The following is a 25,825-nucleotide window of genomic DNA, read 5'->3' as shown; positions in this document are numbered from 1 at the left end:
ATGCCCACGCGCGACACCGTCGAGATCGGTCTCAACCGCTTCGCCCGCCGGGGGTACGACCTCGACGAGGTCTCGATCGTCCCCAGCCGGCGCACCCGGGACATGGACGACGTCTCGACCGCCTGGCAGATCGACGCCTTCCGCTTCGACATCCCGCTGGTGACCAGCCCGTCGGACGCGGTGGTCAGCCCGGCCACGGCGATCGCCGTCGGCCAGGCCGGCGGGCTCGGGGTGCTCAACGCCGAGGGGCTGTGGACCCGCTACGACGACCCCGCCCCGGTGTACCGGCGGCTGCGTGAGGCGGCCGGGGACGGGCCGCCGCCGGTGTCCCTGCTGCAGGAGGTGTACGCCCGGCCGGTCGATCCGGACCTGATCACCGCCCGGGTCAAGGAGATCCACGACGCCGGTGTGACGACGGCGGTGCGCGTCTCCCCGCAGCACACCGTCCAGCTCGCCCCGACGGTGCTCGCCGCGGGGGTCGACCTCCTGGTCATCCAGGGCACGATCGTGTCGGCCGAGCACGTCACCACCCAGGGCGACGCGCTCAACCTCAAGGACTTCATCGCCGACCTCGACGTCCCGGTCATCGTCGGCGGCGCGGCGAACTACCAGACGGCGCTGCACCTCATGCGCACCGGCGCGGCGGGCGTGATCGTCGGCGTCGGCGCCGACACCTACTCGACGACCGACACCGTCATGGGCATCCGGGTGCCGCTGGCCAGCGCGATCGCCGACGCGGCTGCGGCCCGCCGCGACTACCTCGACGAGACCGGTGGCCGGTACGTGCACGTCATCGCCAACGGCCGGATCGAGACCAGCGGCGCCATCGCCCGCGCCCTGGCCTGCGGCGCGGACGCCGTCCAGGTCGGCGAGCCGCTGCGTGCGGCCGAGGAGGCGCCCGGCGGCGGCATCTGGTGGGACTCGGTGGCCGCGCACCCGCGGTTGCCCCGCGGCGGGACCTCGGCGCCCATCGCCCCGGCGGGTCCGCTGCACGACGTCCTGCTGGGCGGGGCGAGGACCGCTGACGGGCGGAGCAACCTCTTCGGTGCGCTGCGCCGGACGATGGCGAAGACCGGCTACCGGGACCTCAAGGAGTTCCAGCGCGTCGACCTCGTCATCGGCGGTCGGGGCGACTGATGGAGTTCCCCACCGTCCTCGTCGTCGACTTCGGCGCGCAGTACGCCCAGCTCATCGCCCGGCGGATCCGCGAGGCCGGCGTCTACTCCGAGATCGTCCCCTCCGACGTCCCGGCCGAGGAGATCGTCGCCCGCAAGCCCGCGGCGATCGTCCTGTCCGGCGGCCCGTCCAGCGTCTACGCCGACGACGCGCCGCAGCTCGACCCGACGCTGTTCGAGGCCGGCGTCCCGGCGTTCGGCATCTGCTACGGGTTCCAGGCGATGGCGGCCTCGCTCGGCGGCACCGTCGCGCGCACCGGCGACCGCGAGTACGGCGGCACCCCGCTGACGGTGACCACGCAGGGCCGGCTGTTCGGCTCGCTGCCGGTCGAGCAGTCGGTGTGGATGAGCCACGGGGACGCCGTCCGCGCCGCCCCGCCCGGGTTCACCGTCACCGCCACCTCCACCGGCGCGCCGGTCGCCGCCTTCGAGGACGTCGACCGCAAGCTCGCCGGCGTGCAGTTCCACCCCGAGGTGCGGCACACCGCGCACGGGCAGACGGTGCTCGAGCACTTCCTGTTCGACATCGCCGGCCTGGAGCCGACCTGGACGATGGCCAACGTCGTCGAGGAGCAGGTCGAGCGGATCCGCGCCCAGGTGGGCGACCGGCGGGCGCTGTGCGCGCTGTCCGGCGGGGTCGACTCCGCGGTCGCCGCGGCGCTCGTGCAGCGCGCCATCGGCGACCGGCTGACGTGCGTCTACGTCGACCACGGGCTGATGCGCGAGGGCGAGACCGAGCAGATCGAGCGGGACTTCGTGGCCGTCACCGGCGCCGACCTGCGGGTCGTCGACGCCCGCGAGCAGTTCCTCGGCGCGCTGGCCGGGATCAGCGACCCGGAGCAGAAGCGCAAGACCATCGGCCGGGAGTTCATCCGGGTCTTCGAGCAGGCCGCGCTCGACGTCGTGCACGACGCCCAGGCCCACGGCGAGACGGTCGACTTCCTCGTGCAGGGCACGCTCTACCCCGACGTCGTCGAGTCCGGCGGCGGCACGGGGACGGCGAACATCAAGAGCCACCACAACGTCGGCGGGCTGCCCGAGGACCTCACCTTCACCCTCGTCGAGCCGCTGCGCACGCTGTTCAAGGACGAGGTGCGCGAGGTCGGCCTGCAGCTGGGCCTGCCCGAGTCGCTGGTGTGGCGGCAGCCGTTCCCGGGCCCGGGGCTGGGCATCCGGATCATCGGCGAGGTCACCCAGGAGCGGCTCGACGTGCTGCGCAGGGCCGACGCCATCGCCCGCGCCGAGCTCACCGCCGCCGGCCTGGACCGCGAGATCTGGCAGTGCCCGGTGGTGCTGCTGGCCGACGTCCGCTCGGTCGGCGTCCAGGGCGACGGGCGCACCTACGGCCACCCGGTCGTGCTCCGCCCGGTGTCCAGCGAGGACGCGATGACCGCGGACTGGACCCGGCTGCCCTACGACGTCCTGGCCCGCATCTCCACCCGGATCACCAACGAGGTGCCCGAGGTCAACCGCGTGGTGCTCGACGTGACGAGCAAGCCGCCGGGCACCATCGAGTGGGAGTAGGAGTGGGAGGACCCCGTCGTCCTCATCCCTCGCAGGCTCGGCACGACCCCCTGGACGGGCCAGCGGCACGGCTCCACCGGACTGCCCCTGGCGCGGTACTACCGCCCCCTCCGACTGCGGGGTCCGCACTGTGTTGCAGCATGGCGGTACAGCGTCGTACCGGAGTGGGGAGCAGGCGTGAACGGATCGGTTCCGGCGAGGGTCCAGGGGATCTACGACGAGGTGCTGCGGCGCAACCGCGGTGAGACGGAGTTCCACCAGGCGGTGCGCGAGGTGCTCGAGTCGCTGGCCGTGGTGCTGGACCGGCACAGCGAGTACAGCGAGATGAAGACCGTCGAGCGGATCTGCGAGCCCGAGCGGCAGATCATCTTCCGCGTCCCCTGGCAGGACGACCGCGGCGAGGTGCAGATCAACCGCGGCTTCCGCGTCGAGTTCAACTCCGCCCTCGGGCCCTACAAGGGCGGCCTGCGCTTCCACCCCTCGGTGGACCTGGGGATCGTGAAGTTCCTCGGCTTCGAGCAGATCTTCAAGAACGCGCTCACCGGCATGCCGATCGGCGGCGGCAAGGGCGGCTCGGACTTCGACCCCAAGGGCCGGTCGGACGCCGAGGTGATGCGCTTCTGCCAGTCCTTCATGACCGAGCTCTACCGGCACCTGGGCGAGTACACCGACGTGCCGGCCGGCGACATCGGCGTCGGCTCCCGCGAGATCGGCTACCTCTTCGGGCAGTACAAGCGGATCACCAACCGCTACGAGTCCGGCGTGATCACCGGCAAGGGGCTGGGCTGGGGCGGCGCGCTGGTCCGCACCGAGGCCACCGGCTACGGCGCCGTCTTCTTCGCCCAGGCGATGATGGAGACCGCGGGGGAGTCCTTCGACGGCCGGCGGGTCGTGGTGAGCGGCTCGGGCAACGTGGCCGTGTACGCCGTCGAGAAGGTGCACCAGCTCGGCGGCACGGTGGTGGCCTGCTCGGACTCCAGCGGCTACGTCGTCGACGAGAAGGGCATCGACCTCGATGTCCTCAAGCAGGTCAAGGAGGTCGAGCGGAGCCGCATCGACCAGTACGCCGAGCGGGTGGGGACGGCGCGGTTCGTGGCCGACGGCAGCATCTGGGACACCCCGTGCGACGTCGCCATCCCCAGCGCCACCCAGAACGAGCTGGGCGAGGACGCGGCGCGGACGCTGGTGCAGAACGGCTGCCGCTACGTCGTCGAGGGCGCCAACATGCCGACCACGCCGGACGCCGTGCGGGTGCTCCGCGAGGCCGGCACCGCCTTCGCCCCCGGCAAGGCCGCCAACGCCGGCGGCGTGGCGACCTCCGCGCTGGAGATGCAGCAGAACGCCTCCCGCGACCGCTGGACCTTCGAGCACAGCGAGACCCGGCTGGAGGAGATCATGCGGGGCATCCACGACCGCTGCCACGCCACCGCCGAGGAGTACGGCAGCCCCGGTGACCTGGTGCTCGGCGCCAACGTGGCCGGCTTCCTCCAGGTGGCCGGGGCGGTGCACGCCCACGGCCTCATCTGAGGCGCACGCACGAGGGCCCGGGGAGCGATCGCTCCCCGGGCCCCCGCGTGCGGGAGGTCAGCGCCTGCGGCGGGCCCGGCGCAGCTCGGACACCAGCAGCGCGATGCCGCCGCCGATCAGCACCAGCCACAGCAGGCCACCCTCGGTGACCAGGCCGACCGGCAGGACCGCGCCGGCCATCAGCACGACCGCCAGGACGACGAAGAACAGTCCCGGGACCAGCGCGGTGAGGTCGACGCCGCGGCGCTCGGGCCGGGGCGGGTCCTCGGTCTCCAGCGGGGTCACGATCTGCCAGTCCCTCAGCTGCTGCTCCTGCCAGGCGGTCGGGGTCGTCGGGAACTCGCTGTAGTCAGGCACGGCGCACCTCCACGTCACCGACGCCGGCGTCGATGGTCAGTTCGATCTCGGGGTCGTCGTCACCGCTCCAGGAGGCGGAGCCGGTGCCCGGGGAGTAGCCGCCGTCCGAGCCGAGGCCGAGGACGTCGACGTTGCCGATGCCACTGTCCAGATCGACCCGGACGTCGGCCGAGCGGGGCACGATCACCTCGACGTTGCCCACGCCGCCGTCCAGCCTCGTGACGATCGGGCCGTCGAGGCCGGACAGGTCGACGCGGGAGAGGTCCAGCGTCGCGTCGCCGATCCCCTGGTCGTAGACCGGCCGGACGGTGTCCGCGCTCACCGGGCGGTAGGTGCGGTTGCCCATGCCGTCCTCGACGCCCCGCCACGGTTCCGCCGCGACGACCACCAGCGCCAGCGACAGCAGCACACCGAGCGTCAGCAGCCCGCCCTTCGCCGTCCGCCCGCCGGAGAAGGCGGCGGCGACCAGACCGAGCCCGACGACCAGCAGCCCGGTGCCGAGCACGACCCGGGGGCCGACGTCCCAGTCGGTGAGCCGGCTGAGCAGGACCAGCGAGCCGACCACGATGAGCAACCCGGCCAGCGTCAGCCCGGGCACCGGGGACCGCGGACCGACGGCGCGTGGAGCATGGGCGACGGCGGTGGGGTCGCCGGGCGGCCCGGCCGGCATGAGCAGCCACAGCAGCAGGTAGACGGGGACGCCGGGGCCGGCCAGGGCCAGCGCGACCAGGCCGACCCGCCACAGCAGCGCGTCGATGCCGCTGTAGTCGGCCAGACCGCCGGCGACGCCGCCGATGACCTTGTCGCTGCGGCTGCGCCGCAGCGGCGGCCGCACCGGGAGCCCGGGCGGCGGGGGGTACGCGGCCGCCGGCGGGTCCGCCGACGGGGGAGCGGGAGGCGGTGCGGATGTCATGGCACAGACCCTGCTCGCGGCCGAGGGTGCGGTCCATCAGGGAACGCCCCCATCCGACCCGGGTCCACCGACCCGGGTGGTTCCTGGTGTCGGGGCGGGCCGCCCCGGTGCGACGATCAGCACCGTGACGACGACCCTGCCCGCGCCCGTGCGGCCGCCGCTGCTGCGCCCGCGCTCGGGGCGGCTGCTGGCCGGCGTCGCCGCGGGGACGGCGGTGCACCTGCGGGCCGACCCGCTGGTCGTCCGCGTGGCCTTCGTCGTCCTGGCCGCGACCGGCATCGGCGTCGTGGCCTACGCGCTGCTGTGGTTCTTCATGCCGGTCGCCGACGCCGACGCCGACCCGGTGGTGGACGAGGCGACCGAGGAGCCCAGCCGCCGGCAGACGCTCGGCCTGGGGCTGCTCGGCCTCGGCGCGCTGATCCTGGTGACCCAGCTGGGCAGCTGGGGCGGCGGCAACCTGGTCCTGCCGCTGCTGCTGGTGGTCGTCGGGCTGACCGTCATCTGGCGCCAGCTGGACACCGACCGCTCCCTCGCCCGCCCCGGCGTGCGCTGGCTGCTCGCCGGCGGGGTGCTCCTCGGCGCCGCCGGCGTGGTGCTGCTGCTGGTCACGACCGGCCAGCTGGACGACGCGCGCAACGGCTTCGCCTCGACCCTGCTCATCCTGGTCGGCGTGGCGCTGGCCACCGCGCCGCTGTGGCGCCGGCTGCTGGCCTCGCGCGAGGCCGAGCGCACCGCCCGCGTGCGCTCCGAGGAGCGGGCCGCCGTCGCCGCCCACCTGCACGACTCCGTCCTGCAGACCCTCGCCCTCATCCAGCGGCACGCCGACGACGCCACGGCGGTGTCCCGGCTGGCCCGCAGCCAGGAGCGCGAGCTGCGCACCTGGCTCTACGAGCCGGCGGCGGCCGTCGGCGGCGGCACCTGGGCGGCCCTGGTGTCCGGCGTGGTCGCCGAGGTGGAGGCCGACCACGCGCTGACCGTGGAGTCGGTGGTCGTCGGCGACGCCCCGCTGGACGACGCGCTCACCGCCCTCGGCGCGGCCACCCGCGAGGCGCTGGTCAACGCGGCCAAGCACTCGGGCGCGACCGCCGCCGACCTGTACACCGAGGTGACGCCGCAGCGGGTGGCCGTCTTCGTCCGCGACCGCGGTGCCGGCTTCGACTCGGCCACCGTGCCGGGCGACCGGCGCGGGCTGCGCGACTCGGTCACCGGCCGGCTGACCCGGCTGGGCGGGACGGCGGCGGTGCGCTCGGCGCCGGGGGAGGGCACCGAGGTGGAGCTGTGCCTGCCGCGCCAGGAGGCGGCCGCGTGACCCCCCGCGTGTACCTCGTCGACGACCACGCGATGGTGCGGTCGGGGGTGCGGGCGGAGCTCGGCGGCGCGGTCGACGTCGTCGGTGAGGCCGCCGACGTCGCCGGCGCCGTCGAGGGGATCCGGGCCACGGTGCCCGACGTCGTCCTGCTCGACGTCCACCTGCCCGGCGGCGGCGGGCGGGCCGTGCTGGAGACGCTGCGCGCCGAGCTGCCGTCGGTGCGGTGGCTGGCGCTGTCGGTGTCCGACGCCGCCGAGGACGTCATCGCCGTCATCCGCGCCGGCGCACGGGGCTACGTCACCAAGAGCATCTCCGGTCCGGACCTGCGGGACGCCGTCGCCCGCGTCGCCGACGAGGACGTCGTCTTCAGCCCGCGGCTGGCCGGGTTCGTGCTCGACGCGTTCGCCGCGACGACGCCGTCCGCCCCGCAGCCCGAGGACCCGGCCACCGACCCCGGCCTGGACCTGCTCAGCGCCCGGGAGCGGGAGGTCATGCAGTTGCTGGCCCGCGGCTACACCTACCGGGAGATCGGCTCGCGGCTGTTCATCTCGGTGAAGACGGTGGAGTCCCACGCGTCGAACGTGCTCCGCAAGCTGCAGCTGTCCAACCGCAACGAGCTCACCCGCTGGGCCGCCACCAACCGGTTGCTCTGACGGGCACCGAAGCGCTTCGAGCCTCTGCCATGGCGACAAGGTAGCCCTCGCGCTAGTGTCTCAACATGGGGGATTTGCTCGGCTCGGTGTCGCTCGCCGACTTCAATTTTGGCTTCGCTGAAGCAAAGTTCGAAATGGAGAATGCGCCTCGCCTCCTTCGGGATGGATATTATGACCTCGGCAGTATTGAACTGAGGGTTCTCAATTCGCACGAGTATCTCATATTGGGATATAAGGGTTCTGGCAAATCCGCCGTCGGTGCACGTCTACATCTGTTGGCCAGGGATACGCCAGGCTTATATTCGGTGACCGGCCCAATAAATGTCGCGACGGGGTATTGTGCCTAACTCCTTCGATGCTCTGCAAAGATACCAGCACGCATGGACCTTGTTGATTATTCTATCATCGTCGACTGTTGTGCCGAGGATGGTGCCGCGGCAGTACGTGCCGGAGAGCGCGTGCGTGAGGCGAAGCGTCTCCTGCGAGAAGAAGGCGTCGAACCCGGCAGTCCTTCAAGTCTACGTAGGCTCAAGACGGCGAAGGTTGAGTCGAAACTTACGCTGCCCAAGTTCTACGAACGCACGCACACCATGGAAGTCGAGAACGCCGAGAATGCGATTAGGATCTGGCTAGCGTACCTGCAGTCTGTAGTGGAATCGTTCGAGAGTCGGCGGCGCTTCTACTTGTTCCTAGACGGCTTGGATGACATGCGGGTGCTAGGAGAGGGTCGGTCACTGTTGTTGGCGGGCCTACTGCAAGCGGTCGACGCGGTGAATGAGGTTGCCAGGCAGGGGAATGCGCCGATCAAGGTAGTCTTGGCGTGCAGAACTGACGTGTACGGACGATTGGATTCACCCAGGGCTGGAAAGATTCGGAGGGACTTCGCGCTGGAGTTGGACTGGTACCAAAACCCACGCGATGTGCGGAATACGCACTTAATGCGGTTGGCAAACAAGCGGGCGAGGCTTAATCGGCCCCAGGTTCACAACCTGGTCGAAGCATACTTTCCAAACAAGCTTCTGGGCCGACCGGCCGCCCAGTCCGTCGTCGAGCAAACGCGCCATACGCCCCGGGATCTTTTGCAGCTCCTGAAGATCGTCGCGCAGCATGCGTCGCAGCCAGGTCGACTGGATGAGCGGTCTGTCCTCAGTGGCTTCGCCGACTACTCGGAAACCTATTTTACGGATGAGGCGCACGATGCGCTTCGCTTTTACTTCGATGAAGGCTCCCGCATCAGGGCCATGGAGTTGCTCGGCACTATACGAAAGCGTCACTTTCCCGTAGCTGAGCTCCGATCTACCGCAGATGGGGATCCCCGGTTTCGGCGGTTGGATATCGAGGAGTTGGTCTCAGTCCTCTTCGACAACGGCTTTCTTGGAAACTTGACGCCCGGAGGCCCTACGGGTTTCGCCCCCGACTACTACAGGTTCAAGTTCAGAAGTCCTCGAGCCAGCCTCCGATGGGATGAAGATCTGGTTGTGCATCCTGGCCTCTGGAAGGCGTTCAATATCGCGTAAGATGATTTACGCCGTGTGGACGACGTGGAAGGCCTCGCCGAGCCGACCCGGCGGCAGGCCCAGGCGGCGGCCGGTCTGGCGCATCCAGTCGGTGACGAAGCCCTCGAGGTCGTCGAGGTGGCTCACCTGGGTGAGGTGGCTCCCGAGCGCGGCGAACTTGAGCTCGACGACGTCGGTGACGTCGACGACGTGGTCGGCGCGCGGGCTGGCGGTCAGCCACACCTCGGACACCGTCCAGGCCTCGAGGCCCTCGTCGGCCAGCAGCTCGGGGAAGGCGAAGGGGTTGCGGGCGTCGGGGTAGACGGCGCGCAGCGTGGACTCGCCCACGGTCATGTGGTCGGGGTGGCTGGCGCCGATCCGGTCCCACATCCGCTCCGGGGAGCTGGTGAGCACCCGCTGCGGGCGCACCTGGCGGATCACCCGGCTGATGTCGCGGCGCAGGTCCAGGGTCAGCTCCAGGCGGCCGTCGGGGTGGCCGAGGAAGCGCACGTCGGTGACGCCGACCGCCTTGGCCGCCGCCTCCTGCTCGGCCCGCCGCAGCGGCCCCATCTGCTCGCGGGGGGTCTCGTCGAACCCGCCGGCGTCGCCGTCGGTGACGATCAGGTAGGTGACCTCGGTGCCGGCCGTCGTCCACGTCGCCACCGTGCCGGCGCTGCCGAAGTCGACGTCGTCGGGGTGGGCGAGCACGCACAGCGCGCGCTCCACGAACTCGGCGGGCCTGCGGGTCTGCGGTGAGGTCACCCGCGCGAGCCTAGTGAGAGGACCCTCCTGCCCCCCGCCACTCGCAGGCTCGCGGCGGGACCCTGCAGGAGGGCCACTCAGCCCTCACCGCTGCAGACCGGCCAGCTTCTCGGGGTTGCGCACGACCAGCACCTGCTCGACGAGCCCGTCGACCAGGACGAGCGACATCGTCAGGAAGGGTGCGCCACGGACCCACGCGACGACGCCGGGAGCGCCGTTGACGTCGGCGATCTCGACGTGCAGGTCCGGGATGGACAGACCCTCGGCAGCGGTCGCCAGCAGGAAGCGCGCCACCTTGTCCACGCCCACGATGGGCCGCAGCGCCGCCTTCGCCCTGCCCCCGCCGTCGGTCACGAGGACGACGTCCGGAGCCAGCGCGGCCAGCAGCGCCTCGACGTCGCCGCCGGCGCAAGCGGCGAGGAACCGCTCGGTGACGACCCGCTGGGCCGACCGGTCGGCGTCGAAGCGCGGCTGCCGTGACTGCACGTGCTCCCGGGCGCGGTGCGCCGTCTGCCGGACCGCGGCCTCGCTGCGGCCCAGGATCGCGGCCACCTCCGCCGCCGGCAGGCCGAACACCTCCCGGAGGACGAAGACGGCGCGCTCGGCGGGGGACAGCGTCTCGAGGACCACCAGCAGGGCGAGCGAGACCTGGTCCCCGAGCACCGCTGCGTCGTCCGGGGCGGGCGGGGGAGCTCCGCCCGCGACGGGGGCGGAGCCGGTGAGCAGGGGCTCCGGCAGCCACGGCCCGACGTAGCTCTCGCGGCGGCTGCGGGCCGAGTCCAACCGGTCGAGGGCCAGCCGGGACGTGATCCGGACGAGGTAGGCCCGCGGGTCGGCGACGTCGGCCCGGTCGGTCGCCGACCACCGGAGCCACGCGTCCTGCACGACGTCCTCGGCGTCGGTGACGCTGCCCAGCATCTGGTAGGCGACCGTGAACAGCAGCCGTCGGTGCCGGTCGAAGGCCGCCAGGGGCCCGGTGCCCGCGTCCGGGGCGGTCACGCCGTGGCCGGGAGCTCGCAGCGGTCCCGGAAGCCCTGGCTGGCCAGCCCGAGCGCGCTGTTGAACCGCGACCGGACGTTCTCCACGGCCACCATCATGGTCAGCTCGACCAGCTGGGCGTCGTCCAGGTCGCGTCGCAGGTCGGACACCATCTCGTCGGTCACGGCGGGCGGGGTGGCCGTCACCGCCTCCGCGTAGGCCATCACCCGCCGCTCCAGGTCGGTGAAGACGTCGCTCTCCCGCCAGCGCGGCACCGCGCGGAGCTTCGCGGGGTCCACGCCCTCCTGGGTGCTGATCCAGTGACCGAAGTCGACGCACCAGGAGCAGCCGATCGTCACGGCCGAGGCCATGACGGCGAGGGACTTCAGCGTGCGGTCGAGGCGGTCCCACCGGGCCAGCGACGTCTCGAACCGGACGTCGGTCAGCAGCACCCGCCGGTGGTGGGCCATCGCCGCGAGCGGGTCGGGCACCACGCCGTAGGTCCGGCGCGCGTACCACTCGGCGAGGCGGTACAGGCGGGTGCGTGGCGGGTCGAGCGGGATGCGGGCCATGGTCGTCGTCCTCTCCGCGGGTGGTGCTCATGGAGACGGGACGGCGGCGCGGGACGTGACGCGCCGACGCGGGTTCCCCCCGGTCGCGGGACGCGAGGACCCTGGCTGCCGCCCGGTGGACCGTGCGACGGTTCACCGGGGAGGAGGCGGTCGTGGACGCTGCACTGGCTCGGGCGCTGGAGCGCGTTGCCGACGGCCTGGCGGCGATGGCCGCCGGGAACCCCGGCCCGTACGCGGCCTGCTGGGCCGACTCCGCCGACGTGACGTTGTTCGGCGCCTGGGGTCCGATCGAGAAGGGGCACCACGCCGTCACCCGGACCTTCGAGTGGGTCGGCAGCCGGTTCGGCGACGGTGAGCTCGTGCCGCGCTACGAGGTGGTCGACGTCAGCGGCGACCTCGCCTACACGGTCGGCCTCGAGCAGGGCACGGTGCGCATCGACGGCGGCGAGGCACGGCCCATGACCATCCGGGTGACGCACGTCTACCGGCGGATCGAGGACGACTGGTGGCTGGTCCACCGCCACGCCGACTTCCCGCCGCCCGACCAGCGCCGCCAGTGACCGACGGCACCGGCCCTCCGGCAGGCCTCCACGGGCCCCGTCCAGAGGCTCGCTGCGAGCCTGCGAGCGGTCAGGGGGACGGGGCCCTCCTCCTTCTTCAGAGGCGGCCGCGGCCCTGGCGCAGCAGCATCATGCCGAGCGCGGCGCCGTCCTGGCCGAGCGCGGCCTGGAAGCGGGCCAGGACCTGCTGCTCGCGGGCCAGCGACAGCCGGGTGCCCCCGGCGGCGCGGCGCAGCTCCCCGATCTCCTGCGAGACGGCCAGCCGACGCTGGAACAGCGCGATGATCTCGGCGTCGCAGTCGTCGATCCGACCGCGCAGCTCGGCGATGCGGGTGTCGGCGGTGGGCGCGTCGGGGTTGGGCGTGGTGGGGAGCGTGGCGGTCATCGTGTCCTCCGGGGCGGGGCGGTGGCCGTCGGACCCCGAGAACGAGAAACGCCCCGGGCTCCTCGGGCCCGGGGCGTCTGTTGCGGCGTGTGCTCAGCCAGCGGCGACGGACACCGGATCCCGGTGGCCGTAGTAAAAGCTGACAGTGGCGAGCAGCACGTCGCGGAGTCTGCCACACCGCCGACCGGGGTGGCCAGCGCGGCCCCTGGGGACGACGGTCCGCGACGGCGGGCCGCGTTCCCGGCCGAACTACAGTGGTGTGGTCATGAGCAGCGTCCAGCAGACCCTCCCCGGCACCGCGTCCCTCCAGCGCTCCGCCTCCGGCTCGGTGGGGCGGGAGCTGGACCGCATGCTCGCCGGCCTCAACGGGCCACAGCGGCAGGCCGTCGTCCACGAGGGCAGCCCGCTGCTCATCGTCGCCGGGGCCGGCTCGGGCAAGACCCGGGTGCTGGCCCACCGGATCGCCTACCTGCTCGGCGCTCGCGGCGTGCAGCCCGGCGAGGTCCTGGCGATCACCTTCACTAACAAGGCCGCCGGGGAGATGAAGGAGCGGGTCGCCGCGCTCGTCGGCCCGCGCGCCCGGGCGATGTGGGTGTCGACGTTCCACTCGATGTGCGTGCGCATCCTGCGCGCCGAGGCCGCCAAGCTGGGCCTGAAGTCGTCGTTCACGATCTACGACCAGGGCGACTCGGTCCGGCTCATGACGATGGTCGCCCGCGACCTGGACCTCGACGCCAAGCGCTACCCCGGCCGCAGCCTGGCCGCGCAGGTGTCGAACCTGAAGAACGAGCTCGTCGACGAGGAGTCCTTCAGCCCCCAGACAGCGCCGGAGAAGGTGCTGAAGGAGGCCTACACGCTCTACCAGCGGCGGCTGCGCGAGGCGCACGCCATGGACTTCGACGACCTGATCATGACGACGGTGCACCTGCTGCAGGCGTTCCCGGACGTCGCCGAGCACTACCGCCGCCGCTTCCGGCACGTGCTGGTCGACGAGTACCAGGACACCAACCACGCGCAGTACGTGCTGGTCCGCGAGCTGGTGGGTGGGTCGGGTGGCGCTACGGCGGGCCCGGTGCCGCCGGCCGAGCTGTGCGTCGTCGGTGACGCCGACCAGTCGATCTACGCCTTCCGCGGGGCGACGATCCGCAACATCGACGAGTTCGAGCGGGACTACCCGCAGGCCACGACGATCCTGCTGGAGCAGAACTACCGCTCCACGCAGCGCATCCTCAAGGCGGCCAACCAGGTCATCGCCAAGAACACCGGCCGCCGGCCCAAGAACCTGTGGACCGACGCCGGCGACGGCGAGCTGATCGAGGGCTACGTCGCCGAGAACGAGCACGACGAGGCCGCCTGGGTCGCCGAGCAGATCGACGCGCTCGTCGACGAGGGGGAGGTCAGGCCCAAGGACATCGCGGTCTTCTACCGGACCAACAACGCCTCCCGTGTCTTCGAGGAGGTGTTCATCCGCGTCGGCATGCCCTACAAGGTCGTCGGCGGGGTGCGCTTCTACGAGCGCAAGGAGGTCCGGGACGCGCTGGCCTACCTGAAGCTGGTGGCCAACCCGGCCGACGTCGTCAGCCTGCGCCGGATCATCAACGTGCCCAAGCGGGGGATCGGCGACAAGGCCGAGGGCTGCATCGAGTCCTTCGCCGACCGGGAGCGGATCGCATTCGGCTCGGCGCTGCGGCGGTGCTCGGAGGTCACCACCCTGGCGCCGCGGTCGCTCAAGGCGGTCCAGGAGTTCGTCGCGCTGCTGGAGGAGTTCGAGCAGCTGGCCGAGACCGGCTCCGGCCCGGCGGCGCTGCTGGAGAGCATCCTCGACCGCACCGGCTACCTCGCCGAGCTGCAGGCCAGCACCGACCCGCAGGACGAGGGCCGCGTCGACAACCTCAACGAGCTCATCTCGGTGGCCGCGGAGTTCGAGGCGGCCAACCCCGGCGGCTCGGTCACCGACTTCCTCGAGCAGGTGTCGCTGGTCGCCGACGCCGACCAGATCCCCGTCGCCGGGGACGACGCCGGCGTCGTCACGCTGATGACCCTGCACACCGCCAAGGGCCTGGAGTTCCCGGTCGTCTTCCTGACCGGCATGGAGGACGGCGTCTTCCCGCACCTGCGCGCTCTCGGGGACCCGCGCGAGCTGGAGGAGGAGCGCCGGCTGGCCTACGTCGGCATCACCCGGGCGCGGCAGCGGCTGTTCATCTCGCGGGCCACGGTGCGCACCAGCTGGGGGCAGCCGGCGTACAACCCGCCGTCCCGCTTCCTCGACGAGCTGCCGTCGGACACCGTGCAGTGGGCGGGCAAGGAGCCCGTGCCGGCGCCCAGCACCGGCTACCGGTCGGCGCAGCAGCGGGTGGCGGCCACCGGGCTGTCCACCGGCGGGCTGCGCGGCGGCGCGGGAAACCGGGCGGTCATCTCCGTCGAGGTCGGGGACCGGGTGAGCCACGACGCCTTCGGGCTGGGCACCGTCGTGGAGGTTAACGGCATCGGCGACAAGGCGCAGGCGACCGTGGACTTCGGCTCCGGCGGCACCAAGCGCCTCGTCCTGCGCTACGCCCCGCTGGTCAAGCTCTGACCCGAGGCGCGGGCGGACGGCACCCGGGTCCCGCGACGCCTGAGGGGAGCGCCCCGCGAGGTGTGTCGAGGAGTGGGCCCGGAGGGTCCACGACGAGGCGCAGGACGCGCTCCGCGCAGCGGGGTACGGCAACCTGGCCGCGGTGTCGGCCGGAGGCCGACGGATCACACGGTGACGCCGCGCTCGGCGAGGAACTCCTGCGGGTCGATCGGTCGGCCGTTCATGCTCCCGCGGTGGATCTGGTAGTGCAGGTGCGGCCCGGTGGACTGGCCCTCGTTGCCGATCTTCGCGATCTGGTCGCCGGCGTGCACGAGGTCGCCGGCCTCGACGTCGTAGTAGCGCATGTGGCCGTAGACGTGCACGTTGCCGTCGGGGTCCTGGATGTAGACGGCGTTGCCGTACCCGGAGGCCCGGCCGGCGCGGATGACGACGCCGTCGGTGGCCGAGTGGATCGGCGTGCCCAGCGGCCCGGCGAGGTCGATGCCGTAGTGCATCGTGCCCCAGCGCATGCAGAAGCAGGTGGTGAGCCGGCCCTGGGCGGGCAGCACGGTCGTGGGTTCGCGGGCGGCGCGGGAGGCGGCCAGCTCGCCGAGCCGGGCCTGCGCCTCGGCCTCGGTGATCCCGCGGCGCACGCCGGCGTCCTCCATGTCGCCGCTGAACCCGACCTCGGAGGCGACTCCCAGGCCGTAGTCGGCCGCGCTGACCGACAGCCCGGCCGTGTCCGAACCCAGCGTGCTGGGTAGGGCGGCGACGACGGCGCCGGCGACGAGCGCGGCGAGCCAGATCGGACCGCGCCGGCCGGGCGGGCGGGGCAGGCGGCGGCCCCGGCCGGAGAGCGGCTGCTCGGCGGCGTCCGGCTCGGGGGTCTCGGCGGCCGGTGCCGCGCCGGTCCTGGCGGCGAGGAGGGCGCGGACGACGTCGGCGGCGGGCTGACGGTCGGTGCCCGGTCGCTCCAGCAGCGCGGGGCCGGTCGAGCGGGTCACGGGGCACCTTCTTCGTGAGCGCTCCCCGAGCGGGCGCCGCGGAGGCGTTCCGTCGGGGGAGCGACGGCGGCGGAGACGTCCGGGGACGCCTGCCGGTGGGTACCGGCGCCGTGATCGGACCGTAACGATCAGTCAGGTCGGCGACGGGTCACCGGCGCGGAGTGTCGACGTGTCTGCGCCCGGTGGGACCGGTGTGACGGGAGTGGCGGTGTCGCAACGCACGACCGCCCGCCACGCGTGACGGGTGTGGCGGGCGGGGGGCATGAGGCGGCCCGTCCCCGGCCGGCCCCGTCCAGCGGCTCGCCCCGAGCCTGCGAGGGGTGAGGAGGACGGGGCCCTCTCAGGCGACGGCGGCCGGGGCGGGGACGTCGGCGTGCGGCTGCCGGCGGCCGGCGAGGGTCGTGGCGACCTCGTCGAGCACGGTGCGGTGGAAGGGCAACGACATGTGGCCGACCCCGCGGACCAGCACGTTGCGGGCCTGCAGGTCCGGGTGGTCGCAGCGACCGGCGCTGGTCGGGACGACGACCTGGTCGAGGTCGCTGTAGACGGCGATCACGGAGGTGCGCACCCCCGGCGCGGGCTCGGCGAGCTCCCGCAGCACCACGGAGCCCGGGCGCAGCTGGCGGACCAGCGGGGTGGGCAGCAGGTGCGCCAGCACCGACCCCTGGTGCGGCGTCCCGAGCGTCACCAGCGACTCGACGTGCTGGTCACCGCCCTGGCGCTGCACGTGGTAGCGGGCCAGCAGGCCGCCGAGGCTGTGCCCCACGACGTGCACCCGCTCGTACCCGGTCTGCTCGCAGATGCGCTGCAGGTGCCGGCCGAGGTCGGCGGCGCCGCGCCCGACGTCGGCCAGCAGCGGGCTGTAGTTCCACGAGCAGACGGAGGTGAAGCCGCGACGGCGCAGGCTGCGCCGCATCACCGCGAAGACCGAGTGATTGTCGATCAGGCCGTGCACCAGGACGACGGGGACGCGGGCGGCCAGCGGGTCGGCGGCGAAGAGGGCGCGGACCGCGGGCGGCTGCTCGCCCGGGCGACACCGCGGGTCCGGCCGCAGCCGGTCGGCTCGGGTGCCGAGGGGGTACATCAGCACGTGCGCCCCGACGAGGGCCAGTTCGGTGATCCCGCCGGTCAGCGCGGCCCGGGTCATCAGCGAGCGCAGCGGGTGCCGTGGCGCTCCGGGCGCCACGGCACCCGTGTGCGACGCTGGATCGGGCTCCGGGTCGCTGAGTGCGTGCATCGTTCCTCCCCGTCAGGACCGTTGACCGGGCTGGTCCCCCGGGGTTGGAGGCCTCCGTGGGATGCCCAGTTCACCCGACGGTAAATCTGCTGTGTGGTGTTCGTCACATCGACGCCACGAGCGTGGCCGGTTCGTGACCGAGACGAAGGGGGAACCGTGGTCGCCCGCGATGGCTCCACCCGCGACCGCTCGACCAGGTCTGCAGGGGGGACGGCGCGTCCGTCCGCCCGCCCCTCCGGTCCCCGCCGGCCGTCCGAGCCGACCCCCGCGGCGCCGGCCGACGGGCTGGTCGTGGGCGACCCGCCGCCGACCGCACGCCTGACAGGTGTGCTCCTCGTCCTCGCGGGGGTGGTCGGCGCAGCCGGGCTGTTCCCCACCTACCTCGTCATCGGGGGCACGGAGGTCTCCCAGTCCGCCGGTGCAGCCAGCCTGCTCGCCGGCCTGGTGGTGCCGCTGACCGCCGTGGCGGTCGGTGGCGGCCTCGCCGCCGGCCGGGTGCCCCGCTTCGGACTCGCCTTCGCCTCGATCGGCGGCGCGCTGTCCGTCGGACTGCTGCTGATCGAGCTCTACCGGGCCAGCACCTCCACCGTCCGGCCGGGGATCGAGGTGATCGCCGGGCAGCGGGTCCTCACCAGCGCGGTCGACGTCGGGCTCGGGTGGGTGCTGGGCGCCGTCGCCCTCGGGCTCACCGTCCTGGCCGGTGCGTTCGCCGTCGCGGCCTGGGGGCGCACCGTCATGGAGGACGCGGGCTCGCTCGACCCCGCCCGCCCGGCGCTGGCCGGTGCCGCGGTGCTGTTGGGGGTGGGCGCCGTGCTGTGCCTGGTGCTGCCGGCCGCCGACGTCCCCGACCGGATCGTCACCGACCCGATGACCGGGCTGCAGGTCGTCGTCGAGCAGGAGGGTCCGCAGGGGCTGCTCGAGCGGCCCGGGCTGGCCCTGCTCGGCGGACTGCTGCTGGCCGGTGCCGTCGTCCTCTGCTCGGTGCTGGCGCCGTCGCTGCGCCCACGGCTGGCCGCGGTCGGCGCGCTGCTGGCCATCGCCGTCGTCGTCCTCGCCGCCGGGCTGACCGGTCTGCGCGACGCAGCGGTCTCCGACGAGCTGGAGTGGACCCTGCCCGGCGTCGGGCTGCTGTTGGCCGGCGTCGGCTACGTCGTCCTCACGGTGCTGGCCTGGCGGCTGCGCCCGACCCCCGAGCGGTGAGCGCACCCGGCGCGACCGGCGAGGAGCGCGTCCGGGTGGTGGTCGGGGCGTTGGGCGACGGCGGGGAGGACCACGCCACCGTGGCCCTCGCCCGCGGCCTGCGCGACACCGGGATGGAGGTCGTGCACGCCGGCCGGTCCTCCCTCGAGCGGCTCGCCGACACGGTCGTCCAGGAGGACGTCGACGCCGTCGGCCTGCCGGTGCTCCCCGCCGACCCGGCCGAGCGGCTGGCCCGGCTCGCCGCGCTGCTCGCCGACCGCGGCGTGGACGACGTCGTCGTCTTCGCCTGCGGAGCGGACGCCGAGCTGCCCGGGGGAATCCGGTTCTTCCCGCCCGGCACCGCGCCGGCGGAGGTCGCCGGCTGGCTGCGCGGGCAGCTCATCGGGGAGCCACCGCGGTCACCCGGGCCGTGAGCAGGGCGATCGCAGGGACGGCGGCGGACCAGCGCGTGGCTCCGGCTCCTCGTCACCAGGGGAGTCCGGGTGGCCGGCGCCGTGTGATGCCGCCCACCCTCCCAGCGCCGGTGCACGGCCCGGATCGCGCGGGGGATACGGTGCCTGTTCGTGGATCTCTTCGAGTACCAGGCCCGTGACCTGTTGGCCTCGCACGGTGTCCCCGTGCTCCCCGGCGGCGTCGCCGAGACCCCCGAGCAGGCGGAGGCGATCGCCCGCGAGATCGGCACCACCGTCGTCGTCAAGGCGCAGGTGAAGACCGGTGGCCGCGGCAAGGCCGGCGGCGTCAAGCTCGCCGACGACGCCGAGGACGCCCGGGCGCGTGCCCAGGACATCCTCGGCCTGGACATCAAGGGCCACATCACCCACCGCGTGATGGTCGCCCAGGCCAGTGACATCGCCGAGGAGTACTACTTCTCCTACCTGCTCGACCGCGCCAACCGCACCTTCCTGGCCATGGCCAGCGTCGAGGGCGGCATGGAGATCGAGCAGCTCGCCGTCGAGCGCCCCGAGGCGCTGGCCCGCATCCCCGTGGACGCCACCACCGGCGTCGACACCGCCAAGGCCACCGAGATCGTCGACGCTGCCGGCTTCCCCGCCGCGGTGCGCGACCAGGTGATCGCCATCGCCGTCCAGCTGTGGGAGGTCTTCGCCCAGGAGGACGCCACCCTGGTCGAGGTCAACCCGCTGGCCAAGGCCCCCGACGGCACCGTCCTCGCGCTGGACGCGAAGGTCACCCTCGACGAGAACGCCCGCTTCCGGCACCAGGAGCACGAGGCCCTGGAGGACAGTGCCGCCGCCGACCCGCTGGAGGCCGCGGCCAAGGAGAAGGACCTCAACTACGTCAAGCTCGAGGGTCAGGTCGGCATCATCGGCAACGGTGCAGGGCTCGTGATGAGCACCCTGGACGTCGTCGCCTACGCCGGTGAGGAGTTCGGTGGCGTGAAGCCGGCCAACTTCCTCGACATCGGTGGTGGTGCCTCGGCCGAGGTCATGGCCAACGGCCTGCACATCATCCTGTCCGACCCCGCTGTGAAGAGCGTCTTCGTCAACGTCTTCGGCGGGATCACCGCCTGCGACGCGGTCGCCAACGGCATCGTGCACGCGCTGCAGATGCTCGGCGACGAGGCGACCAAGCCGCTGGTCGTCCGGCTCGACGGCAACAACGTCGAGGAGGGCCGGCGGATCCTCGCCGAGGCCAACCACCCGCTGGTGACCCTGGTGGACACGATGGACGGCGCCGCCCGCCGGGCCGCCGAGCTCGCCGCCTAGAAGGATCCCCTTCCTCCCCACCACTCGCAGGCTCGTGGCGGGCCCCTGGAAGGGGGCCGCTCCGTCCTCCTCTGAACAGGACACCAGAGAGATGTCGATCTTCCTCAACGAGAACAGCAAGGTCATCGTCCAGGGCATGACCGGCTCCGAGGGGCGCAAGCACACCCAGCGCATGCTGGCCTCGGGGACGGCGATCGTCGGTGGCGTGAACCCGAAGAAGGCCGGCCAGAGCGTCGACTTCGACGGCGCCGGCGTCCCGGTGTTCGGCAACGTCGCCGAGGCGATGAAGGAGACCGGCGCCGACGTCAGCGTCATCTTCGTGCCGCCGGCCGGCGCGAAGAACGCCGTCATCGAGGCCGTCGACGCCCAGATCGGGCTGGCCGTCGTCATCACCGAGGGCATCCCGGTGCACGACTCGACCTACTTCTGGGCCCACGCCCAGGGGGGTTCGACCCGGATCATCGGCCCGAACTGCCCGGGCCTGATCAGCCCCGGGCGCTCGAACGCCGGCATCATCCCGGCCAACATCACCAAGCAGGGCAGGATCGGGCTGGTCAGCAAGTCCGGCACGCTGACCTACCAGATGATGTACGAGCTCCGGGACATCGGCTTCTCCACCTGCGTCGGCATCGGTGGCGACCCGGTCATCGGCACCACGCACATCGACTGCCTGCAGGCCTTCCAGGACGACCCGGAGACCGAGGCCATCGTCATGATCGGTGAGATCGGTGGCGACGCCGAGGAGCGGGCCGCGGACTTCATCAGGGCCAACGTCACCAAGCCGGTCGTCGGCTACGTCGCCGGCTTCACCGCGCCCGAGGGCAAGACGATGGGCCACGCCGGCGCCATCGTCTCGGGCTCGGCCGGTACCGCGCAGGCGAAGCAGGAGGCCCTCGAGGCCGCCGGCGTCCGCGTCGGCAAGACCCCGTCGGAGACCGCCCGCCTCATGCGGGAGATCGTCGGCGCCTGATCGGAGGACTCCTCCGCCCCGCCACTCGCAGGCCCACGGCAGGGTCCCAGCACGTCACCGGCTGCCCGGGGACCCCGCACCGGGGTCCCCGGGCAGCCGCGTCTGCGGCTCGGCGGCGGCCCGACGGGGGATGATGGCGACGCCGCGGCTGCACGCCCTGCGGGCGGTGTCCACGATCCGCGCAGTTCCCAGCCCCCACCGAGGAGCGCCCCGCGATGACCAGTCAGCCGCCGCAGCCGCCGGGCGGGTACGGGCAGCAGCCGGGCGAGGGGGAGCGCCGTCCGGACGACGAGCCGCCCGTGCCGGGGCAGCCGCAGCAGGAGCAGCCCCCGTACGGCCGGCAGCCGGGCTACGGCGCGCAGTACCCGCCGCAGGACCACGGTCGGCCCGGCCCCGGGCGGCAGCCGCCGTACGGTCAGCCCGGCTACGGCCAGCCGCCGTACGGTCAGCCCGGGTACGGGCAGCAACCGGGCTACTACGCGGAGCAGCACGAGGGCCAGCCGGGCTACAGCGCGCAGTACCCGCCGCAGGACCACGGCTGGCCCGGCTACGGGCAGGCCCAGTACGGGCAGCCCCAGTACGGGCAGCAGCCGTGGGGCTCGCCGCCGGGCTACGGCCTGCCCCAGTACGGCCTGCCCCAGTACGGCCAGCCCCAGTACGGCCAGCAGCCGCCGTGGGGTCAGCCCCCCGGCCAGCAGGCGCCGGTGCCACAGCCGTACGGGCAGCCGGCCGGCAGCGGCACCGGGGTCGGCTCCGACCGGACGAGGCCGGATCGGGGCGACTACCTGGTGGCGCTCAGCGCGGCGGCGTTCCTGCTGTTCGCCACCCTCCCGTGGTTCACCTTCGACCTGGGCTTCGGTTTCGCCGAGTCGATCAACGGTTTCGACTTCGTGCTGGTCACGACCGCCGCCGTGCTGCTCGTCCTCGCCGCGGTGTGGGCGCTGCTGCCCACCGTCGTGGACGTCGGCCTGCCGTTCCCCCATGGCTTCGTGACCGTGGGACTGACCTCGCTGGCCCTCCTGCTGACCCTGGTCGAGTGGCTGAGCACCTTCGAGGGCGGCTTCAGCGTGTCCGCGCTGCTCACCGTCCTCGCCGCGGCCGCGGCCCTCACCGTCGCCGTCCTCACGCTGCTGCGTCGGCTCCGCACCCGGCCGGTTGCGGCCGTCGGGAGCGCGAGCTGGCCGCCCCAGCAGCAGCCGGGTCAGCCGTGGCAGCCCCTGGGGCAGCAGCCCGCCCACGGGCAGCAGTCGCCGTCGCTGCCGGAGCAGCCCTGGCCGGGCGCCGCTCCGGCGCCGTCGCAGGGCGACCGCGGTCCCGGCCGACCCGGCGGCTCCACCGCCTCCGGTGCCGGGCCCGACCCGTCCGCGTAGCCCTCCTGCCGCACTGCGCCGGGATCGTCGGGCGCGTGCTCCGGCGATCCCCGGCCCGGCCTTGGGACAGTGGGGGCGTGGTCTCCCTGCTCGCCCGACTGAGCCTGCCCGGGCAGCGGGACCCGGGCACCCGCCCGTCGCGGCACGCCCCGGTCCTCGCCGCCGCGGCGGCCGCCGCCGTCACGGTGCTCGGCCTGCTCGGCGTGGGCCTCGCGTCGGTCGTGGTGCAGACGCTCGATCCGGCCGGCGGGCTGCCGGTCGCGGACTCCGGGCGTCTGGCCGGGCAGCTCTGGCTGCTCGCCCAGGGCGGCGGCGTGACGCTCGGGTCCGGTCCGCTGGTGCTCGCGCCGCTGCTGCTGACCATGGCCGTCGCCTGGGGCCTGTCCAGCGCCGGCCGCGGCGTCGTCCGCGCCTGCGACCTCACCGGCGGCCGGCCGCTCGCCGCCGCCCTGGCCGCCGCGGTCGGTACCCACACGCTGCTGTCGGTGCTGGTCGGGCTGCTCGTGGACACCCAGGGGGCGCAGGTCGACCTGCTGCGGTCCGCGATCGGGAGTGCGGTCCTCGCCCTGTTCGCCGTCGGCTGGGGGACGGCGCGCGACTCCGGCCTGCTCGACGACGCCCTGGACGCCGCGCCCGGCCCGGTGCGGCCACTGCTGCGCGCGGCAGCGGCCGGGCTGCTGACCGCCGTCTCCCTCGGCCTGCTCGTGGTGGCGGTGGCCCTGGCCGCGGACACCGGGGGCTACGCCGCGCTGTCGCGGTCCCTCGGCGGGTCCGGCGCGGGCGCGGTCGGGCTGCTGGTGCTCGGCGTCCTGCTGCTGCCCAACGCCGCCGCCGCCGCGATCGGCGTGGCCGCCGGCCCGGGCTTCGCCGTCGGCAGCGGCACCCTCGTCTCCGTGCACGGGGTGACGCTCGGGGCCGTCCCGGCGCTGCCGCTGCTGGCCGCGCTGCCCGACACCCAGGCGGTGCCGTTGCTGGCCTTCGCCTCGCAGGTGGTGCCCGCGCTCGCGGGCCTGGTCGCCGGCACGACGCTGGGCCGGCGGCTGGGCCACGGGGGCTCGGTCGTCGCCGGGTCGTGGGGGGTGCTGGCGGGCCTGCTGCTCGGACTGGCCTGCGGCCTGTTCGCCTGGGTGGCCGGTGGCTCGCTCGGCGACGGCGCGCTGGCCGACGTCGGGGCGCCACCGGTCGCGACGGGGCTTGCGGTGGCGCTGCAGGCCGGTGTGGCCGCCGCGGTCGCGGCCGCGGTCACTCGCTGGCGCTCGCTGGCCTGAGGGAGTGCCCGGCCCCCATCCCGCGCCGGCCCCGTCTAGAGGCTCGTCCCGAGCGTGCGAGGGATGAGGAGGACGGGGTCCTTATAGGGTCGCTGCCGTGCCCGCTCTCGAGCAGTCCGCGCGGGCGCGGGTCGTCGTCCTGCTGTCGGGGACCGGGACGCTGTGCGAGGCACTCCTGACGGCCGCAGAGGACCCGGGCTACCCGGCCGCCGTGGTCGCCGTCGGCAGCGACCGGGACGCCCCAGGGCTCGAGCACGCGCGGCGCCGCGGCATCGCCACCTTCACGTGCGCGCTGCGCGACCACCCCGACCGGGCCGCGTGGGACTCCGCGCTGGCCGCCGCCATCGCCGTGCACCGACCCGATCTGGTGGTCTCCGCCGGCTTCATGAAGATCGTCGGCCCCGCCGTCCTCGCCGCTCACGGTGGCCGGCTGCTCAACACCCACCCCGCGCTGCTGCCGGCCTTCCCGGGCGCGCACGCCGTCCGCGACGCGCTCGCCGCCGGGGCCGAGGTCACCGGCAGCACGGTGCACTGGGTGGACGCCGGCGTCGACACCGGACCGGTCATCGCCCAGCGCGAGGTACCCGTCCTCCCCGGGGACGACGAGGCGCGCCTGCACGAACGGATCAAGGACGTGGAGCGCGAGCTCCTGGTGGAGACGGTGGCGCGCGTGGTCACCCGCCTCTGCACCCAGACCCCGGAGGACCCCCGATGAGCGACCGCACCCCGATCCGCCGCGCCCTGCTCGGCGTCTACGACAAGACCGGCATCGAGGAGCTGGCCCGCGGCCTGGCCGATGCCGGCGTCGAGCTGGTCAGCACCGGCGCGACCGCCCGCCGGATCGCCGGGGCCGGGGTGCCGGTCACCCCGGTCGAGCAGGTCACCGGTTTCCCCGAGTGCCTCGACGGGCGGGTGAAGACGCTGCACCCGGCCGTGCACGCCGGCATCCTGGCCGACCGCCGGAAGCCCGAGCACGTGCAGCAGCTCGAGGACCTCGGCATCGCGCCGTTCGACCTCGTCGTCGTCAACCTCTACCCCTTCACCGAGACGGTGGCCTCCGGCGCGAGCCCGGACGAGTGCGTGGAGCAGATCGACATCGGCGGCCCCGCGATGGTCCGCGCGTCGGCGAAGAACCACCCGTCGGTGGCCGTGGTGGTCGACCCGGCCCGCTACGGCGACGTCCTGGCCGCGGTCTCCGCCGGGGGCTTCACGCTCGCCGAGCGGCAGCGGCTGGCCGTCGCGGCGTTCCGGCACACGGCGAGCTACGACATCGCCGTCGCCTCGTGGCTGGGCAGCGTCGTCGCACCCGACGAGGAGTCGGTGTTCCCCACGTGGGTGGCGGCGAGCTGGGAGCGTGCCGACGTGCTGCGCTACGGCGAGAACCCGCACCAGCAGGCGGCGCTCTACCGCAGCGGCCGGCCGGGGCTCGCGCACGCCGAGCAGCTGCACGGCAAGCAGATGTCCTACAACAACTACGTCGACACCGACGCCGCCTGGCGGGCCGCGCACGACCACGCCGACCCCTGCGTGGCGATCATCAAGCACGCCAACCCCTGCGGCATCGCCGTCGGCACCGACGTCGCCGCGGCACACCGCAAGGCGCACGCGTGCGACCCGGTCTCGGCCTTCGGCGGCGTGATCGCGGCCAACCGCGAGGTCGACCTCACCACGGCCGAGCAGGTGGCCGAGGTGTTCACCGAGGTCGTCGTCGCGCCGTCCTTCACCGAGGACGCGCTGCAGGTGCTCACCGCGAAGAAGAACATCCGGCTGCTCCGGCTGGGCGAGGCGGCGCAGGGAGCGACTGAGCTGCGCCCGATCAGCGGCGGGCTGCTGGTGCAGAGCGCCGACCGCATCGACGCCCCCGGCGACGACCCCACCACCTGGACCCTCGCGACCGGCGAGCCGCTGGACGCCGCCGGCCTCGACGACCTGGTGTTCGCCTGGCGCTCGGTCCGCGCGGTGAAGAGCAACGCCATCCTGCTGGCCCACGACAAGGCCACCGTCGGCGTCGGCATGGGCCAGGTGAACCGGGTCGACTCCGCCCGGCTGGCCGTCGCCCGGGCGGGGGAGCGGGCCGCCGGGTCGGTCGCCGCCTCCGACGCGTTCTTCCCCTTCGCCGACGGCCTGCAGGTGCTGCTCGACGCCGGGGTGCGGGCGGTCGTGCAGCCGGGCGGGTCGGTGCGCGACGAGGAGGTCGTCGCGGCCGCGGCGGCCGTCGGCATCCCGGTCTACCTGACCGGCACCCGGCACTTCGCCCACTGATGGAGGACCCCCTCGCCCCCCACCG

Annotated in this window: 24 protein-coding genes; 16 read left to right on the top strand and 8 right to left on the bottom strand. The window is 73.5% G+C overall.

What is annotated here, in order from left to right:
- The 3 genes from BMW27_RS18130 to gdhA all read left to right on the top strand — a co-directional run bounded on the left by BMW27_RS18130 (position 1) and on the right by gdhA (position 4,226).
- Positions 1-1,137: a GuaB3 family IMP dehydrogenase-related protein gene (locus tag BMW27_RS18130; protein WP_091446598.1), complete on the top strand. Its 1,137-nt coding sequence runs from the start codon at positions 1-3 to the stop codon at positions 1,135-1,137.
- The gene (gene guaA, locus BMW27_RS18125) at positions 1,137-2,699 is read left to right on the top strand and encodes a glutamine-hydrolyzing GMP synthase (protein ID WP_091446596.1); all 1,563 of its coding nucleotides are present in this window, start codon (positions 1,137-1,139) and stop codon (positions 2,697-2,699) included. Before BMW27_RS18130 ends, guaA begins: the two co-directional genes overlap by 1 nt.
- Positions 2,700-2,876: 177 nt before the next feature.
- Positions 2,877-4,226 carry an NADP-specific glutamate dehydrogenase gene (gene gdhA, locus BMW27_RS18120; RefSeq protein WP_091446594.1) on the top strand — a complete coding sequence of 450 codons (1,350 nt, stop codon included), beginning with the start codon at positions 2,877-2,879 and terminating at the stop codon, positions 4,224-4,226.
- Between the two features lie 57 nt (positions 4,227-4,283).
- Here gdhA and BMW27_RS18115 read toward each other — a convergent pair whose 3' ends face one another.
- Positions 4,284-4,583 (bottom strand): hypothetical protein, encoded by a 300-nt coding sequence (locus tag BMW27_RS18115; RefSeq protein WP_091446593.1) that lies wholly within the window; start codon positions 4,581-4,583, stop codon positions 4,284-4,286.
- Positions 4,576-5,496, bottom strand: coding sequence for a PspC domain-containing protein (locus tag BMW27_RS18110; protein WP_091446591.1), 921 nt, complete (start codon positions 5,494-5,496; stop codon positions 4,576-4,578). Before BMW27_RS18110 ends, BMW27_RS18115 begins: the two co-directional genes overlap by 8 nt.
- 124 nt (positions 5,497-5,620) lie before the next feature.
- On the opposite strand from BMW27_RS18110, the gene BMW27_RS18105 reads away from it, so the two are divergent.
- The 3 genes from BMW27_RS18105 to BMW27_RS18095 all read left to right on the top strand — a co-directional run bounded on the left by BMW27_RS18105 (position 5,621) and on the right by BMW27_RS18095 (position 8,975).
- Positions 5,621-6,805, top strand: coding sequence for an ATP-binding protein (locus tag BMW27_RS18105; protein WP_091446588.1), 1,185 nt, complete (start codon positions 5,621-5,623; stop codon positions 6,803-6,805).
- Entirely contained in the window at positions 6,802-7,458 is a 657-nt protein-coding gene (locus BMW27_RS18100; protein WP_091446585.1) for a response regulator, read from the top strand. The genes BMW27_RS18105 and BMW27_RS18100 overlap by 4 nt, the downstream gene beginning before the upstream one ends.
- A gap of 380 nt (positions 7,459-7,838) precedes the next feature.
- Positions 7,839-8,975 (top strand): P-loop ATPase, Sll1717 family, encoded by a 1,137-nt coding sequence (locus BMW27_RS18095; protein WP_425431695.1) that lies wholly within the window; start codon positions 7,839-7,841, stop codon positions 8,973-8,975.
- A gap of 6 nt (positions 8,976-8,981) precedes the next feature.
- Here BMW27_RS18095 and BMW27_RS18090 read toward each other — a convergent pair whose 3' ends face one another.
- The 3 genes from BMW27_RS18090 to BMW27_RS18080 form a co-directional block, all read right to left on the bottom strand.
- A complete protein-coding gene (locus BMW27_RS18090; RefSeq protein ID WP_091446581.1) occupies positions 8,982-9,716 on the bottom strand; it encodes a PIG-L deacetylase family protein in 735 nt (244 codons plus the stop codon).
- An 84-nt stretch (positions 9,717-9,800) separates the two neighbouring features.
- The gene (gene sigJ, locus BMW27_RS18085; RefSeq protein ID WP_175486561.1) at positions 9,801-10,715 is read right to left on the bottom strand and encodes an RNA polymerase sigma factor SigJ; all 915 of its coding nucleotides are present in this window, start codon (positions 10,713-10,715) and stop codon (positions 9,801-9,803) included.
- A complete protein-coding gene (locus BMW27_RS18080; RefSeq protein WP_091446579.1) occupies positions 10,712-11,266 on the bottom strand; it encodes a carboxymuconolactone decarboxylase family protein in 555 nt (184 codons plus the stop codon). Before BMW27_RS18080 ends, sigJ begins: the two co-directional genes overlap by 4 nt.
- 152 nt (positions 11,267-11,418) lie before the next feature.
- On the opposite strand from BMW27_RS18080, the gene BMW27_RS18075 reads away from it, so the two are divergent.
- Complete coding sequence (locus BMW27_RS18075) at positions 11,419-11,826, top strand: YybH family protein (RefSeq protein ID WP_139206936.1); 408 nt, start codon at positions 11,419-11,421, stop codon at positions 11,824-11,826.
- A gap of 97 nt (positions 11,827-11,923) precedes the next feature.
- Here BMW27_RS18075 and BMW27_RS18070 read toward each other — a convergent pair whose 3' ends face one another.
- Positions 11,924-12,211: a chorismate mutase gene (locus tag BMW27_RS18070; protein ID WP_091446577.1), complete on the bottom strand. Its 288-nt coding sequence runs from the start codon at positions 12,209-12,211 to the stop codon at positions 11,924-11,926.
- A gap of 265 nt (positions 12,212-12,476) precedes the next feature.
- Between BMW27_RS18070 and pcrA the strand changes: the two genes are divergently transcribed.
- A complete protein-coding gene (pcrA, locus tag BMW27_RS18065; protein WP_091446575.1) occupies positions 12,477-14,786 on the top strand; it encodes a DNA helicase PcrA in 2,310 nt (769 codons plus the stop codon).
- A gap of 164 nt (positions 14,787-14,950) precedes the next feature.
- Here the strand turns inward: pcrA and BMW27_RS18060 are convergent, their stop codons facing one another.
- Positions 14,951-15,769 (bottom strand): M23 family metallopeptidase, encoded by an 819-nt coding sequence (locus BMW27_RS18060; protein ID WP_091446573.1) that lies wholly within the window; start codon positions 15,767-15,769, stop codon positions 14,951-14,953.
- A 340-nt stretch (positions 15,770-16,109) separates the two neighbouring features.
- Positions 16,110-17,006, bottom strand: a complete 897-nt coding sequence (locus BMW27_RS18055) for an esterase/lipase family protein (RefSeq protein ID WP_091446571.1) — start codon at positions 17,004-17,006, stop codon at positions 16,110-16,112.
- 327 nt (positions 17,007-17,333) lie between these two features.
- On the opposite strand from BMW27_RS18055, the gene BMW27_RS18050 reads away from it, so the two are divergent.
- The 8 genes from BMW27_RS18050 to purH all read left to right on the top strand — a co-directional run bounded on the left by BMW27_RS18050 (position 17,334) and on the right by purH (position 25,800).
- Positions 17,334-18,206: a hypothetical protein gene (locus BMW27_RS18050; protein ID WP_245743696.1), complete on the top strand. Its 873-nt coding sequence runs from the start codon at positions 17,334-17,336 to the stop codon at positions 18,204-18,206.
- Complete coding sequence (locus BMW27_RS18045; RefSeq protein WP_091446568.1) at positions 18,203-18,619, top strand: hypothetical protein; 417 nt, start codon at positions 18,203-18,205, stop codon at positions 18,617-18,619. The genes BMW27_RS18050 and BMW27_RS18045 overlap by 4 nt, the downstream gene beginning before the upstream one ends.
- Positions 18,620-18,769: 150 nt before the next feature.
- Positions 18,770-19,930 (top strand): ADP-forming succinate--CoA ligase subunit beta, encoded by a 1,161-nt coding sequence (sucC, locus tag BMW27_RS18040; RefSeq protein WP_091446567.1) that lies wholly within the window; start codon positions 18,770-18,772, stop codon positions 19,928-19,930.
- A gap of 91 nt (positions 19,931-20,021) precedes the next feature.
- On the top strand, positions 20,022-20,900 hold the full coding sequence (gene sucD / locus BMW27_RS18035) for a succinate--CoA ligase subunit alpha (protein WP_091446565.1): 879 nt from the start codon (positions 20,022-20,024) through the stop codon (positions 20,898-20,900).
- 215 nt (positions 20,901-21,115) lie between these two features.
- A complete protein-coding gene (locus BMW27_RS23520; protein WP_091446562.1) occupies positions 21,116-22,270 on the top strand; it encodes a chromosomal replication initiator protein DnaA in 1,155 nt (384 codons plus the stop codon).
- A 77-nt stretch (positions 22,271-22,347) separates the two neighbouring features.
- Positions 22,348-23,538: a cell division protein PerM gene (locus tag BMW27_RS18025; RefSeq protein WP_091446561.1), complete on the top strand. Its 1,191-nt coding sequence runs from the start codon at positions 22,348-22,350 to the stop codon at positions 23,536-23,538.
- Positions 23,539-23,635: 97 nt separating this feature from the next.
- A complete protein-coding gene (gene purN / locus BMW27_RS18020) occupies positions 23,636-24,253 on the top strand; it encodes a phosphoribosylglycinamide formyltransferase (RefSeq protein WP_091446558.1) in 618 nt (205 codons plus the stop codon).
- Positions 24,250-25,800: a bifunctional phosphoribosylaminoimidazolecarboxamide formyltransferase/IMP cyclohydrolase gene (gene purH, locus BMW27_RS18015; protein WP_091446556.1), complete on the top strand. Its 1,551-nt coding sequence runs from the start codon at positions 24,250-24,252 to the stop codon at positions 25,798-25,800. The genes purN and purH overlap by 4 nt, the downstream gene beginning before the upstream one ends.
- Positions 25,801-25,825: the final 25 nt, after the last annotated feature.

This window comes from Geodermatophilus poikilotrophus (assembly GCF_900111455.1).
GTDB classification, from domain to species: domain Bacteria; phylum Actinomycetota; class Actinomycetes; order Mycobacteriales; family Geodermatophilaceae; genus Geodermatophilus; species Geodermatophilus poikilotrophus.
Note: the sequence above shows the minus strand (reverse complement) of the source record. Positions and strands in the feature narration are given on the sequence as shown.